15 protein-coding genes are annotated in these 14,266 nt (G+C 72.0%); 13 read left to right on the top strand and 2 right to left on the bottom strand.

Annotated features, from left to right (window positions below):
- Positions 1–40: 40 nt before the first annotated feature.
- On the top strand, positions 41–1,312 hold the full coding sequence (locus tag Q0741_RS02265) for a DUF3108 domain-containing protein (protein WP_298231571.1): 1,272 nt from the start codon (positions 41–43) through the stop codon (positions 1,310–1,312).
- 109 nt (positions 1,313–1,421) lie between these two features.
- Positions 1,422–2,198, top strand: a complete 777-nt coding sequence (locus Q0741_RS02260; protein WP_298231623.1) for an enoyl-CoA hydratase — start codon at positions 1,422–1,424, stop codon at positions 2,196–2,198.
- A 48-nt stretch (positions 2,199–2,246) separates the two neighbouring features.
- Here Q0741_RS02260 and Q0741_RS02255 read toward each other — a convergent pair whose 3' ends face one another.
- Positions 2,247–2,798: a pyridoxamine 5'-phosphate oxidase family protein gene (locus tag Q0741_RS02255; RefSeq protein WP_298231570.1), complete on the bottom strand. Its 552-nt coding sequence runs from the start codon at positions 2,796–2,798 to the stop codon at positions 2,247–2,249.
- A gap of 167 nt (positions 2,799–2,965) precedes the next feature.
- Positions 2,966–4,519: a lysine--tRNA ligase gene (gene lysS, locus Q0741_RS02250; RefSeq protein ID WP_298231569.1), complete on the bottom strand. Its 1,554-nt coding sequence runs from the start codon at positions 4,517–4,519 to the stop codon at positions 2,966–2,968.
- A gap of 142 nt (positions 4,520–4,661) precedes the next feature.
- Between lysS and Q0741_RS02245 the strand changes: the two genes are divergently transcribed.
- From Q0741_RS02245 to Q0741_RS02195, 11 genes are all read left to right on the top strand, one after another.
- Positions 4,662–5,219, top strand: coding sequence for a Uma2 family endonuclease (locus Q0741_RS02245; RefSeq protein WP_298231568.1), 558 nt, complete (start codon positions 4,662–4,664; stop codon positions 5,217–5,219).
- Between the two features lie 69 nt (positions 5,220–5,288).
- Entirely contained in the window at positions 5,289–6,536 is a 1,248-nt protein-coding gene (locus Q0741_RS02240) for a teichoic acid transporter (RefSeq protein WP_298231567.1), read from the top strand.
- Between the two features lie 34 nt (positions 6,537–6,570).
- Positions 6,571–7,146 carry an acyltransferase gene (locus Q0741_RS02235; RefSeq protein ID WP_367184047.1) on the top strand — a complete coding sequence of 192 codons (576 nt, stop codon included), beginning with the start codon at positions 6,571–6,573 and terminating at the stop codon, positions 7,144–7,146.
- Complete coding sequence (locus Q0741_RS02230) at positions 7,143–8,279, top strand: glycosyltransferase (protein WP_298231566.1); 1,137 nt, start codon at positions 7,143–7,145, stop codon at positions 8,277–8,279. The genes Q0741_RS02235 and Q0741_RS02230 overlap by 4 nt, the downstream gene beginning before the upstream one ends.
- On the top strand, positions 8,276–9,304 hold the full coding sequence (locus tag Q0741_RS02225) for a glycosyltransferase family 2 protein (protein ID WP_298231565.1): 1,029 nt from the start codon (positions 8,276–8,278) through the stop codon (positions 9,302–9,304). The genes Q0741_RS02230 and Q0741_RS02225 overlap by 4 nt, the downstream gene beginning before the upstream one ends.
- A gap of 13 nt (positions 9,305–9,317) precedes the next feature.
- Positions 9,318–10,034 (top strand): class I SAM-dependent methyltransferase, encoded by a 717-nt coding sequence (locus tag Q0741_RS02220; protein WP_298231564.1) that lies wholly within the window; start codon positions 9,318–9,320, stop codon positions 10,032–10,034.
- Positions 10,035–10,047: 13 nt separating this feature from the next.
- Positions 10,048–11,205, top strand: coding sequence for a DegT/DnrJ/EryC1/StrS aminotransferase family protein (locus tag Q0741_RS02215; RefSeq protein WP_298231563.1), 1,158 nt, complete (start codon positions 10,048–10,050; stop codon positions 11,203–11,205).
- Between the two features lie 51 nt (positions 11,206–11,256).
- Complete coding sequence (locus Q0741_RS02210; protein WP_298231562.1) at positions 11,257–11,466, top strand: hypothetical protein; 210 nt, start codon at positions 11,257–11,259, stop codon at positions 11,464–11,466.
- Positions 11,463–11,708, top strand: coding sequence for a type II toxin-antitoxin system HicA family toxin (locus tag Q0741_RS02205; protein ID WP_298231561.1), 246 nt, complete (start codon positions 11,463–11,465; stop codon positions 11,706–11,708). The genes Q0741_RS02210 and Q0741_RS02205 overlap by 4 nt, the downstream gene beginning before the upstream one ends.
- Before the next feature lie 50 nt (positions 11,709–11,758).
- Positions 11,759–12,349, top strand: coding sequence for a sugar transferase (locus Q0741_RS02200; protein WP_298231560.1), 591 nt, complete (start codon positions 11,759–11,761; stop codon positions 12,347–12,349).
- Positions 12,346–14,217, top strand: a complete 1,872-nt coding sequence (locus tag Q0741_RS02195; protein WP_298231559.1) for a nucleoside-diphosphate sugar epimerase/dehydratase — start codon at positions 12,346–12,348, stop codon at positions 14,215–14,217. The genes Q0741_RS02200 and Q0741_RS02195 overlap by 4 nt, the downstream gene beginning before the upstream one ends.
- The last annotated feature ends 49 nt before the right edge of the window (positions 14,218–14,266 follow it).

Genomic DNA, 14,266 nt, shown 5'->3' with positions numbered 1-14,266 from the left:
CGCCGTTGCCTGCCGCGGCGGCGCCTTCGCCGTTGCTTGAATGCCCGTAGTCCCCTCGCAAAAGCGCCGCCCCCGGCGCCGGTTGCAGCTGGCGTTGCTGGCGCTCGCCGTGCTGCTGCTGCACGTCTGGCTGATCAACGACATCGCGGTGTCGCTGCCGCAGCCGGACGCCCCGCCGCCGCGCATGGAAGTGGCCTTCGTGCGCGAGCTGGCGCCGACGTCGCCGCTGGCGCCTGCGCCACCGGCCCCGCCACCGCCTCCGGCCCCGCCGCCAAAGCCCAAGGCGCCAAAGCCGGCCGCCCAGCCCGCCTCGGCCCCGCCGCCCGAGCCCAAGCCCGAACCCGAGTCCCAACCTGAGCCTGAGCCTGAACCCGAGGTCGTGGCCGAGGCGCCGGAGGCGGCCTCCGCGCCGCAGGACGAGGCTTCCGACCCGGCGTCGCTGCCGGAGGAGGCGCCGGCCGTGGCCGAGGCGGCTTTGGCGCCAGCGTCCGAGGCCTCCGACGTGCCGGCCCAGGCCGAGGCGCCCGCGGAGGCGGCCAGCGCTGCCCAGGCCACGGCGGACGCCGCTTCCGCCGCCGCCCCGGCCTCCGCCACGGCGCAGGCCGTGCCGCCGGCCTTCGAATCTGACGCCTTGTCGCCCTTCCGCGACTGGCCTCCTTCGACGCAGCTCGACTACCAGCTCTCCGGCTGGTATCGCGGCGAGGTGCATGGCAGCGCGCGCGTGCAGTGGCTGCGGCAGGACCAGCGCTACCAGGTCCACCTGGAGGTGGTGGTGGGCCCGCGCTTCGCGCCGCTGATGTCCCGGCGCATGAGCAGCGACGGCGAGTTGGGCCCGCGCGGCCTGATGCCGCGGCGCTACGACGAGGAGACGCGGATGGGCTTCCTGACGCCGCGGCGCTCCACGGTGCGCTTCGAGCCCGACGCCATCGTGCTGTCCGGCGGCAGCCGCCGCGTCCCTGTGCTGGGCGTGCAGGACACCGCCAGCCAGTTCGTGCAGATGACGTGGATGTTCACCCTGCGCCCGGAGCTGCTGCGCCGGGGCAACGTGGTGGAGCTGCCGCTGGCGCTGCCGCGCCGGCTGGACCTGTGGACCTACGACGTGCTGGGCGAGGAACAGATCGACACCCCGCTGGGCCCGCTGCGGGCGGTGCACGTGAAGCCGCGGCGCGAGCCTGTGGCCGGCGAGGTGATGACGGCCGAGGCCTGGTTCGCGCCCACGCTGCAGTACCTGCCGGTGCGGCTGCTGATTCACCAGTCGGCCGAGGTCTGGGCCGACCTCAAGCTCAAGAGCCTGCCGCTGCAGTCGCGGTGAAGCCTCGCGGGCATCCCGCAATCCCCGCACCCGGGGATCCGCCCCGTATAGTCAGCGCCGCCCTGAACTCCGGAAGAAGAGAGAACGACCGATGGAATTCCAGAACCTGATGACGGCGCTGCACGGCGGCGAGGACGGCACGCTCAAGACCGCGGTGATCACGCTGCACCGGCCCAAGGCGCTCAACGCGCTCAACGATCCGCTGATGGACGAGCTGGGCGAGGCGCTACTGGCCTTCGACGCCGATGACGCCGTGGGCTGCATCATCCTCACGGGCAGCGAGCGCGCCTTCGCCGCCGGCGCCGACATCGCCGCCATGGCCAAGCGCGAGTTCATGGACGTCTTCAAGACCCAGTTCATCACGCGCAACTGGGAGACGATCCGCAAGGTGCGCAAGCCCGTCATCGCCGCGGTGGGCGGCTTCGCGCTGGGCGGGGGCTGCGAGCTGGCGATGATGTGCGACTTCATCATCGCCGCCGACACGGCCAAGTTCGGCCAGCCCGAGATCAAGATCGGCATCATGCCCGGCGCCGGCGGCACGCAGCGGCTGCCGCGCGCCATCGGCAAGAGCAAGGCGATGGACCTGATCCTGACCGGCCGCATGATGGACGCGCAGGAGGCCGAGCGCGCCGGGCTGGTGTCGCGCGTGGTGCCGGCGGACAAGCTGCTGGAGGAGGCGCTGGCCGCGGCGGCCGTGATCTGCAGCTTCGGCCTGCCCTCGGTGATCATGGCCAAGGACTGCGTCAACCGCGCCTACGAAACCACGCTGACCGAAGGCATCGCCTACGAGCGCGGGCTGTTCCACTCCATGTTCGCCACCGAGGACCAGAAGGAGGGCATGGACGCCTTCCTGGCCAAGCGCAAGCCGAGCTTCAAGCACCGTTGATGTTCCAGGCGGCCGTGCCGGTGGGCCCGGCCGCCTGAAGTCCACCGGTTACGGCTGCACCCACTTCCCCCCGTTGCGGTCGAAGCACGCCCGTCGCTGCCCCTGCGGCAGCAGCTCCAGCCAGTCCATGCTCCGCACCTGCGCGTGCACCAGCGCGAAATAGTCGCGCGAGGAGCGCTCGGGCGTGGCGGCCTGTGTCAGCGGCTGGCCCGGGGGCAGGGGCGAGAGGTAGTCCTGCGCCGCCGGCGTGAGCTTCAGCTGCGCCCAGCGCGAGGACACCGCCAGGCCCTCGGTCTCGACTTCCAGCATCACTCGCAGCCGCAGTTGCCAGCTCAGCTGCGGCGACCACACCAGCAGCGTGCCGCGCGGGAACTGCGCGATGTGCTGCACCTTGGTGCTGCGCGAGTCGGTGAAGAAAAGCAGCTCGTGCGCCTCGGCGTCCACCTCGCGCAGGATCACGCTGCGCGCATGCGCCTCGCGCCCGTCGGTGGTGGCCAGCGACATGGTGTGCCAGGGGTGAGACCGATCGGTGCTGGCGCGCGCCAGCTCCGCCCAGCAGGCGGCTTCGATCTCGGGCAGCGACTCCAGCTGTTGATCCATCCGGCCTCCGTCACAGAAAACTGCTCTGTCCGTGCAATGCGCCACGCAGCGTAGGCGCGCGCCAGCTTCGGGGATTCATCTGGATCAAAGCAAGGCGCCGGCCCGGGTTCATCCCGGGCCGGCGCCTTGGTGGAGAGCGAAGGCCGGGCGCTGCCCGGCCGCGGGCCTTATTCCTCGCCGTGGCCGTTGCCGTGCCCGGCGGGGCTCTCGCGGCGCAGGGCGGGGAACAGGATCACGTCGCGGATGCTGGCGCTGTCGGTGATGAGCATCACCAGGCGGTCGATGCCGATGCCGCAGCCGCCCGCGGGCGGCATGCCGTACTCCAGCGCGCGGATGAAGTCGGCGTCGTAGTACATCGCCTCCTCGTCGCCGGCGTCCTTGTTCTTCACCTGCGACAGGAAGCGCTCGGCCTGGTCCTCGGCGTCGTTGAGCTCGGAGAAGCCGTTGGCGATCTCGCGGCCGGTGATGTAGAGCTCGAAGCGCTCGGTGCGCGTGGGGTCGGTGTCGGCGGCGCGCGCCAGCGGGCTCACTTCCACCGGGTGGTCCACGATGAAGGTCGGCGCCCACAGGTGGTGCTCGACGTACTCCTCGAACACGCCGAACTGCAGCTGCGCCAGGTTCCAGTGCGCCGGGGCCTCGTGGCCGCCGTGCTTGAGCTGCGCGCGCAGCGCGCCTTCGTCGTCGATGCGCTCGGCGCCGATCTCGGGCACGTACTTGACGATGGCGTCACGGATGGACAGGCGCTGGAAGGGCTGCTCCAGGTCCACCTCGCGGCCTTGGTACGTCACCTTGGCGCTGCCGGTGGCCTGGCGCGCGGCGTGGCGGATGACCTGCTCGGTGTAGCCCATCACGTCGTGGTAGTTCCAGTACGCGGCGTAGAACTCCATCATCGTGAACTCGGGGTTGTGCCGAACCGAGATGCCTTCGTTGCGGAAGTTCCGGTTGATCTCGAACACCCGCTCGAACCCGCCCACCAGCAGCCGCTTCAGGTACAGCTCCGGCGCGATGCGCAGGAACATTTCCTGGTCCAGCGCGTTGTGGTGCGTCACGAAGGGCTTGGCGTTGGCGCCGCCGGGGATGGGATGGAGCATGGGCGTCTCCACCTCCAGGAAGCCGTGTTCCACCATGTAGTTGCGGATGGAACTCACCGCCTTGCTGCGGGCCACGAAGCGCGCGCGGGCGGCCTCGTCGGTGATCAGGTCCACGTAGCGCTGGCGGTACTTCTGCTCCTGGTCCTGCATGCCGTGGAACTTGTCCGGCAACGGGCGCAGGCTCTTGGTCAGCAGCCGCAGCTCGGTGACCTTGATGGACAGTTCGCCCGAGCGGGTGCGGAACAGCGTGCCCTTGGCGCCGAGGATGTCGCCCAGGTCGTTGTGCTTGAAGGCGTCGTAGGCCTCGTCGCCCACGTCGGCCTTGGAGACGTAGAGCTGGATGCGCCCGTGGGTGGGGCCGAAGGAGGCGTCCTGCAGGGTGCCGAAGCTGGCCTTGCCCATGACGCGCTTGAGCATCAGGCGCCCGGCCACGGCCACGGCGATGGCCTGGGGCTCCAGCTCCTCGTTGGGCAACTGGCCGAAGCGCTGCTGCAGGTCGGCGGCGTCGTGCGTGGGCTTGAAGTCGTTGGGGAAGGCCACGCCGCCGCGGCCGCGGATCGCCGCCAGTTTCTCGCGCCGCTCGGCGATGAGCTTGTTGTCGTCGGTCTGGGGAAGTTCGTGGCTGCTCATGGCTGACAGGGGCGCTGCGGCGGGCAAAAGGGCGAATTGTAGGCAGGGCAGGGTGGGCGGGCCTGGGGGCGGGATGGCGGGCAGCCTTCAACCACAATCTCCATATCTGGATGCGTTCACGATCCACCTACGGAGTACGCACATGGCTGTTCCGCAGCACAAGTTGACGCTCAGCGAGTTCCTGGAGTGGGAGAACGCCCAGCCCGATCGGCACGAGTTCCATCGCGGCGAGGTGTTCGCGATGGTGGGCGGGCGGCGAAGCCATGGCCGCGTCGTTGCCAACCTGGTGCGCCACTTGGGAAATCAGCTCGACGGCACGCCTTGCCAAGTCTTCAGCGAGTCCATGAAGGTTCAGGTGGCCGACGACACCATCCTGTACCCCGACGTGTTCGTCACCTGCGACAAGGCCGATCTCGCCACGGACACGATCTTCCGCGCGCCCACGCTGGTGATCGAGGTCCTGTCGCCCAGCACCCAGGCCTACGACCGCAGCCAGAAATTCGCCCTCTACCGCCGCCTTGCCGCATTGCGCGAATACGTGCTGATCGATCCCGACACGCGCCGCGTGGAGTCCTTCCGGCGCACGGCCGATGGCGGATGGACCTTCCACGACATGAGCGCGGACACGGCCATGGCGCTGCCGAGCATCGGCTGCGACGTGACGCTCACCGAGGTCTTCCAGGGACTGGACACCGCCTGATCTGCGTTCAGGCCGCGTTTCCCCACGCGGCGACAATGCAGCCCCCCGCTGCCGTCCCCCTGAACTCCCATGTCCCTCGCCGGCCTGGCCCGTGGTGCCAGCCTGAACCTGCTCGCGCGCGTCGCCACCGTGGCCCTGGGCCTGGGGCTCATGGTCCACGTGGCGCGGCTGGGACCGGAAGTGCAGGGCGCCTTCGCGCTGTTCATGGCCGTGGAGTCGGTGCTGCTGACCCTGGGCTCCGGCTTCGGCCTGGCGCTGGCGCGGCGCATTTCCCATCACCAGGAAGCCCCCGGGCCCGGGCTGCGGCGCTGGCTGGCGGTGTCGGTGGCCTTCGGGGCCGTCGCCTCGCTGGTGCTGCTGGCGCTGGCCGCGACCGTCCAGCGCCCGCCCTACGACCGCCTGGGCCTGATGGCGCTGGCGGCGCCGCTGCTGCTGCTGGTGCCCACCGCCACCGGGCTGTGGCTGGGACAGGGCCGCATGGCGCCGCTGAACCTGCCGCAGGTCGCGGCACCGGCGCTGGTGCTGGGCGCGCTGCTGCTCCTGCCCGGACAGGGCTCTGATCTGCTCGGCCCCGTGCTCGTGGCCTGGGTGGCGGCCAAGGCACTGGTGGGCGTGGGGACGGCCGCGACGGCGCTGCGCGCTGCGCCGTCCGGCGCGGCGCACACCTGGGGCGGGCTGAAGCGCGACGCGCGCTTCGTAGCCGAGATCGGCATCACCAACGTCGTGAGCCTGCTGAACTACCGCGTCACGCTGTTCCTGGTCGAGCGCCACGACGGGCTGGCCGCCGCGGGCGTCTATTCCGTGGCGGTGCAGGTGGCGGAGCTGCTGTGGCTGCTGTCCTCGGCGCTGACCATCTCGGCCTACCACCGCATCGGCCAGCCCGACACCGATGCCGCCGCGCGCACCGCGCTGCAGGCGGCGCGGCTCAACGTGGCTCTGGCGGCGGTGGCGGCGCCGCTGCTGTGGGGCGCGGCGGCGCTGGCGCTGCCGCGCGTGCTGGGCGAGGCCTACGCCGGCAGCCTGATGCCGCTGGCGGCGCTGCTGCCGGGCATCGCGGCCTACGCCGCCGCTTCCAGCCTCTCGGCCTTCTTCACCAACCACCTGGGACGGCCCCACCTGTCGGGCCTGATCGCCACGCTGTCGCTGACCCTGAACACCCTGGGCTGCCTGCTGGCAGTGCCGCGCTGGGGCGCGCTGGGCGCGGCGGCCAGCACCAGCGCGGCCTACGTGGGCGCCATCGGCCTGGCCTTGTGGCTGTTCCGGCGCGCCGCGCGCTCCGGCGCCGGGCAGGCACCCCTGGCGCAGCCGCGACAATAGAAGTCTTTGCCTTTTTCAACTGAAGCCGCCCGCCGTGTCGATCAAGAGAGCCCTGCTGTCGTTGCTGAGTTGCGTGCTGGCGCCGCGCATGGTGTACGGCTGGCGCACCCCCGACGGCCGGCTGCTGCGGCACACGCGCGTGAGCACGCATGCGCATGTGGAATACCGCGACACGCTGCACATCGGCGACCACGTCTTCATCGGCCACTTCAACTTCCTGGACGCCTCGGGTGGCCTGACCATCGGCGAGGGCTGCCAGATCACCAACCACGTTTCCATCCTCACGCACAGCTCGCACCACGCGCTGCGCGTGTGTGGGCGCGGCTACTACGGCCATCCGCGCCCGCCGGGCTACCGGCAGGCCTCCACCGAGATCGGCCCGTACTGCTTCATCGGCCCGCATGCCGTCATCGCCCCGGGCACCAAGCTCGGCCGCGGCGTGCTGGTCACGGCCTACAGCTACGTCTCGGGCACGGTGCCGGACTTCGCCGTGGTGCAGGGCCAGCCCGCGCGCGTGGTGGGCGACGTGCGCGACGTGGACCGCACGCTGCTGAAGCTGCACCCGGAAATGCGCGAGCACTACCGCGCCTGGGCCGGAGAGCTGCCATGAGCGCGTTGATCCGGCCGGCCTCGGCCGGCACGGCCGCGGCGCGGCGCCCGCTGCGCATCCTCTTCACCGGCGACGCCGACAGCGTGCACCTGCAGCGCTGGGTGTGGGAGATGCACCGCCGCGGCGTGGAGTGCCACGTGCTGACGCGGCGCCCGGCGGCGGTGCCGGGGGCCGCCGGCGTGCACGCCATCCGCCCCGGCAGCGACGGCGCGGGATGGTTCCTGGCGCTGCCCGAGGTGCGGCGCTGGGCCGCGCGCATCGCGCCGGACCTGGTGCATGGCCACTACGTCAGCTCCAACGGCCTGTGGGCCGCGGCCAGCGGGTGCCGCCCGGTGGTGCTCACCGCCTGGGGCACGGATTTATTGGTGACGCCGCGGCGCAGCCGCCTGATGCACGCCATCACCGGCTGGACGCTGCGCCGCGCCGATCTGCTCACCGGCGACTCGCGCGACCTGATCGAGGCCATGGACGGCTACGGCGCCACGGCCCCGCGCGAGGAGCTGCTGTGGGGCGTGGACACCGAGCGCTTCGAGCCGCCCGCGCCGGGCGTGCGCGAGGACGCCGCCTTCGAGCTGCTGAGCCTGCGCTCCTGGGAGCCCAACTACCGCATCGACGTGATCCTGCAGGCGCTGGCGCTGCTGCGGCAGCGCGGTACGCCGCGGCCGGTGAGCTTGGCGCTGCTGGGCGGCGGCTCGCTGGAGCCGGCGCTGCGCGAGCAGGTGCGCGCGCTGGGGTTGCAGGACGCGGTGCGCTTCGTCGGCCGCCAGGACGACGCCGGCATGCGCGGCTGGATGCAGCGCTGCCACGTCTCGGTGAGCGTGCCCGAGAGTGACGCGACCTCGGTGTCGGTGCTGGAGTCCATGGCCTGCGGCCTGGCGCTGGCGGCCTCGGACCTGCCCGCCAACCGGCAGTGGATCGACGACCGCGGCGGGCGCCTGGTGCCCGCGGGCGACGCCCGGGCGTTGGCCGATGCGCTGCAGGCGCTGCAGGCGCTGCCGCGCGAGGCGCTGGAGGCCATGGGCCGGCGCAACCGCGGGATCGTGCTGGAGCGCGCCGCGCGCAAGCAGCACATGGACCGCATGCACGCGCTGTACCTGCAGCTCACGGGCCGCGCGGCCGGGGAAGTCGCATGAACGGGGCCACGCCGCGGCTGGTCAGCGTGATCGTGCCCTGCCGCAACGAGCGGGCGTACATCGGCGCCTTCTGTGCCTCGGTGCAGGCGCAGCGGCTGGCGCCGGGCTGGGCGCTGGAGCTGCTCATCGCCGACGGCAACAGCGACGACGGCACGCGCGAGGAGCTACTGAGGCTGGCGGCGGCGGACGCGCGCATCCGCATGCTCGACAACCCCGGGCGCATCGTCTCCTGCGGCCTGAACCGGGCGCTGGAGGCGGCGCGGGGCGAGGTGGTCGTGCGCATGGACGTGCACACCACCTATGCCGACGACTACGTCGCCCAGTGCGTGGAGGCGCTGCAGCGCAGCGGCGCGGCGGTGGTGGGCGGGCCGTGGAAGGCTGAAGGCATCGAGCCCTGGCAGCGCGCCATCGCGGCGGCCTTCCAGTCGCGATGGGTGGCGGGCGGGGCGCGCTCGCGCCAGCTCGACTACGAGGGCGAGGCCGACACCGTGTACCTGGGCGCGTGGCGGCGCGAGGCCTTCGAGCGCTTCGGCGGCTTCGACGAAGGGCTGGTGCGCAACCAGGACGACGAGCACAACCTGCGCATCACGCTGGGCGGCGGGCGGGTGTGGCAGAGCGCGCGCATCCGCTCGGTGTACCGGCCGCGCGGCTCGGTGCGGGCGCTGTTCCGGCAGTGGCTGCAGTACGGCTACTGGAAGCCCTTCGTGATGAAGAAGCACGGCCAGCCCGCGGCGCTGCGCCAGCTGGTGCCGGGCGTGTTCGTGGGCGGGCAGCTGCTGCTGACGCTGGCCGCGCTGCTGGGCGCGCCCTGGGCGCTGCCGCTGGCCTGGTTCACGGCCTATGGCGCGGCGCTGGGCGCGCTGTCGCTGCTGGTGGCGGCCGACGGGCACTGGGCGCTGCTGCCGCGGCTGCCGGTGGTGATCGCGGCGCACCACGTGGGCTACGGCATCGGCACGCTGCTGGGCTGGTGGGACGTGCTGCGCCACGGGCGCGGGCGCGAGCGGTTCAGCCGGCTGACGCGGTGAATCCAAGCCGGCCATGAGTTCCACCCCTGACCACGACGAACCCGCCGCCGTGCGCGAGCGCTACGCGCGCCGCGCCGGCCTGGCAGACCGCTACCACCCGCTGCGCGTGGAGGTGCTGCTGGCGCGACAGCAGCGCGAGCGCGCGCTGTGCGCGCTGCTACGCGGGCACGCGGGCTTCGACCTGGCCGCGCTGCGCCTCACCGAAGTGGGCTGCGGCCACGGCGACAACCTGCTGGAGCTGCTGCGGCTAGGCTTCGCCCCCGCGCACCTCACCGGCATCGAGCTGCTGGCCGAGCGTCAGGCCGCGGCGCGCGAGCGGCTGCCCGCCGCCACCCGGGTGCTGCTGGGCGACGCGGCGGTGGCTGATGTCGCCCCCGGCAGCCAGGACCTGGTGCTGCAGAGCACCGTCTTCTCCTCGCTGCTGGATGACGCCTTCCAGCAGCGCCTGGCCGATGCCATGTGGCGCTGGCTGCGCCCGGGCGGCGCGGTGCTCTGGTACGACTTCGCCTTCGACAACCCCGGCAACCGCGACGTGCGCGGCGTGCCGCTGGCGCGCGTGCGCGCGCTGTTCCCGCATGGGCGCCTGACGGCACGCCGCGTCACGCTGGCGCCGCCGCTGGCGCGCGCCGCCGTGCGCGTGCACCCGGCGCTGCACCGGCTGCTCGATGCGCTGCCCTGGCTGCGCACGCACCGGCTTTGCTGGATCGCCAAGCCCGACCCCAAGAACTGAGAGACCCCTGGCCGTGAGCAAGCCCTTCCTACCCTTTGCCCTGCCTGAAATCGGCGACGAGGAAATCGCCGAGGTGGTGGACACCCTGAAGTCCGGCTGGATCACCACCGGCCCCAAGGCGCGCCGCTTCGAGCAGGCCTTCACCGAGTTCCTGGGCGACGACTCGCTGCAGAGCATCGCCGTGAACTCCGCCACCGCCGGGTTGCACCTGGCGCTGGAGGCGCTGGGCATCGGCCCGGGCGACGAGGTCATCACCACCACGCACACCTTCACCGCCACCGCCGAGGTGGTGCGCTACCTCGGCGCGGACGTGAAGCTGGTGGACATCGATCCGGTCACGCTCAACATCGACCCGGCCGCTATCGAGGCCGCCATCACGCCGCGCACCAAGGCGCTGCTGCCGGTGCACTACGCGGGGCTGGCGGCGGACATGCCGGCAATCCTGGACATCGCCCGGCGCCACGGCCTGAAGGTGGTGGAGGACGCCGCGCATGCCTTGCCGACCACCAGCGCCGGCCGGCTCGTGGGCACGCTGGAGAGCGACGCCACGGTGTTCAGCTTCTATGCGAATAAAACCATGACCACGGGCGAGGGCGGCATGCTGGTGACGCGCGACCCCGAGCTGGCCAGGCGCGCGCGCGTGATGCGGCTGCACGGCATGAGCCGCGACGCCTTCGACCGCTTCACGGCCAAGGTGCCGAGCTGGTACTACGAGATCGTCGCCCCCGGCTTCAAGTACAACCTGACCGACATCGCCGCGGCGCTGGGGCTGCACCAGCTGGGGCGCGCGCCTGGGTTCCAGCAGCGGCGCGCACAGATCGCGGCGCAGTACGACGCGGCCTTTGCCGGGCTGCCGCTGATCACGCCGCCCAAGCCGCTGCCGGGCGACACGCACGCCTGGCACCTCTACGTGCTGCGGCTGGCGGACGATCTGCCCATCGCGCGCGATGCCTTCATCGAGGCGCTGTTCGCCGCCGGCATCGGCTGCAGCGTGCACTACATCCCGCTGCACCTGCACCCGTACTGGCGCGAGCGCTACGGGCTGCGCGCCGAGGACTTCCCGCACAGCCAGCGCGCCTACGAGCGCATGCTGAGCCTGCCGATCTACACGCGCATGAGCGACGCGGACGTGCAGCGGGTGGTCGAGGCGGTGCGCGGCGCGCTGGACTGAGGGCCGCGCACGCGCGACGACAATTCCGGCATGGCTGAACGCGAGGCAAGCATGCAGACCGAAATCCTGTTCACGGTGGAAGAGGCCCCCGAGGGCGGCTACGTGGCGCGCGCCCTGGGCCAGGGCATCTTCGTGCAGGCCGACACGCTGCCGGAGCTGCGCGAGCAGGTTCGCGATGCCGTGTCCTGCCACTTCGAGTCTGGGGACAAGCCGCGGCTGATCCGGCTGCATTTCGTGCGTGACGAAGTGCTGGCGGCATGACGAGGCTGCCGCGTGACATCACCGGGGTGCAGTTGGCCAAGGCGCTGGCCCGCGTGGGCTATGCCGTCACGCGCCAGAGCGGCAGCCACATCCGGCTGACGTTGAGCGAGGTGCCCGAGCACCACGTGACCATCCCGGCGCACCAGCCGCTCAAGCTCGGCACGCTGGCGGGCATCCTTAGCGAGGTGTGCGGCAGGCTTCAGTTGGACAGGGACGAGTTGCTGCAGCGGCTTGGTTTGTGATGCCCGTGCAGTCGTCTGCGAGCGTGGGCCGGGTGGGTTCGATTCTGGAAATGGGCAAGCGTCTCTTTGATCTGGTCATCGCCGCGGCGGCGTTGCTGCTGCTGTCTCCGCTGCTGCTCTGCATCGCGCTGTGGATCCGGCTCGATTCGCCCGGCCCGGCGCTGTTCCGGCAGGAGCGGGTCGGGCGGCATGGCAAGCCCTTTCGCATCCACAAGTTCCGCACCATGCGCACCGACGCCGCGGGATTGCCGCTGACGGTGGGGCAGGACGCGCGCATCACCCGCGCCGGGCACTGGCTGCGCTCGCGCCGATTCGACGAGCTGCCGCAGCTCATCGACGTGCTCAAGGGCGACATGAGCCTGGTCGGCCCGCGCCCGGAAGTGCCGCGCTACGTGCGGCACTACCCGCCGGCGCTGCGCGAGGCGGTGCTGTCGGTGCGCCCGGGCATCACCGACCCGGCCTCGCTGGCGCACCTGGACGAGGGCGCGCTGCTGGCGCAGGCCGCCGACCCCGAGCGCGCCTACGTCGAGCAGGTGCTGCCCGCGAAACTGGCGCAGCAGGTGGCCTACGCGGGCAGCGCCACGCTGGCGTCGGACCTGCGCATCCTGCTGCGCACGCTGCGGCTGCTGGCTTCGCGATGAACGGCGCGCACTTCTGGAGCCGCCTCGACCGGCTGCTGGCGCGGCTGCGCACGCGCCGCGAGGCCCTGTCCATGGTGCTGGACGGCGTGGTCATCGCGCTGGCCTGGAATTTCACGTACCTCTTCCGCCTGGGCTTCGAGCGCTGGTGGAGCGCGCGGCCGGGCTACGACCCCTGGGTGATGGCCGGCGTGATCGCGGCCTACCTGGTGGTGTTCGCGCTCATGGGCATCCCGCGCGGGATGTGGCGCTTCGTGGGCGTGCGCGAGCTGCGCCGGCTGGGCACGGCCTGCTTCGCCGCCGGCGCGCTTTGCGCCGTGGCGGTGCTCATGGCGCACCTGCACGCGGTGCCGCGCGCGGTGCTGGCGCTGCATCCGCTGATGAGCCTGCTGGGCGTGTGCGGCGTGCGCATCGCCTACCGCATGCTCTACGAGAACGCGCGCCAGCACGGCGACAACGGGACGCCGCGGCGCGCGCTGGTGCTGGGCGCGGGCGAGGCGGCGCGGATGCTGTTGGCCGGCATCCACCGCCAGGGCTGGCGCGTGCTGGGGCTGCTGGACGACGACCCGGCCAAGCTCGGCGCGCGCATCGGCGGGGTGCAGGTGCTGGGCACGCTGGCCGACGTGGGGCGCGAGGACATCCGCGGCGACGCCACGCACGTCATCGTCGCCATGCCCGGCGCGCCCGACACGGCGCGCCGGCGCGCGCTGGAACTGGCCGCCGCCACCGGGCTGCACGTGCTTACCGTGCCCTCGGTGGACGAGCTGCGCCAGGGCCTCAGCGCGGTGGACCGGCTGCGCAACGTCGAGGCCGAGGATTTATTGGGCCGCGACCCCGTGGTGCTGGACGAGGCGGGCATCGCCGAGACCCTCAACGGCAAGACCGTGCTGATCACGGGCGCGGGCGGCTCCATCGGCAGCGAGCTATGCCGCCAAGTCGCGCGCTACGGCCCGGCGCGGCTGGTGCTCTACGAGCTGGGCGAGTTCAACCTCTACAGCATCGAGCAGGAGCTCTCCGACCGCTTCGCGCACCTGCCGCTGGTGCGGCTGGTGGGCGACGTGAAGGATCTGCAGCACCTGCGCGCCACCTGCGCGCGCTGGCGGCCGCAGGTGCTGTTCCATGCCGCCGCGTTCAAGCACGTGCCGCTGATGGAGGAGGACAACGCCGGCGCCGCGCTGCGCAACAACACGCTGGGCACGTACCACGCGGCGCTGGCGGCGGCCGAGGCCGGGGCCGAGCGATTCGTGCTCATCAGCACCGACAAGGCGGTGAACCCGACCAACGTCATGGGCGCGACCAAGCGCGCGGCGGAGCTGGTGGTCAGCGCCATGGCGGCGCAGCACCCGCGCACGCGCTTCATGGCCGTGCGCTTCGGCAACGTGCTGGGCTCCAGCGGCAGCGTGATCCCGAAGTTCAAGGAGCAGATCGCGCGCGGCGGGCCGGTGACGGTGACGCACCCGGACATCATTCGCTACTTCATGACCATTCCCGAGGCGGCGCGGCTGGTGCTGCAGGCCGCCGCCATCGGCGACAGCGGCCAGGTGCTGGTGCTGGACATGGGCGAGCCCGTGCGCATCGTGGACCTGGCGCGGCAGCTCATCCGCCTGGCGGGCATGACGCCCGACGAAGTGCCGATCGTCTTCAGCGGCCTGCGCCCGGGCGAGAAGCTGTTCGAGGAGCTGCTGGCCGACAACGACACCACGCTGCCCACGCGCTTCGAGCGGCTGCGCATCGCGCGGCTCAACGACGAGGGCGCGCGCGAGCGCGTGGGGCCGTGGCTGCAACGCTGCGAGGCCGCGGCGCGCGAGGGCGACGCGGCGGTGCGCGAATGCCTGCGCGAGCTGGTGCCGGAGTTCAGGTCGGGCGGCTGAGCGAGGCGGCCCGGCCGCCGCCCTGAGGCGCGCCGCGGCTGTCATCCCC

This window comes from uncultured Azohydromonas sp., assembly GCF_937926365.1.
In the GTDB taxonomy this organism is placed as follows: domain Bacteria; phylum Pseudomonadota; class Gammaproteobacteria; order Burkholderiales; family Burkholderiaceae_C; genus Azohydromonas.
Note: the sequence above shows the minus strand (reverse complement) of the source record. Positions and strands in the feature narration are given on the sequence as shown.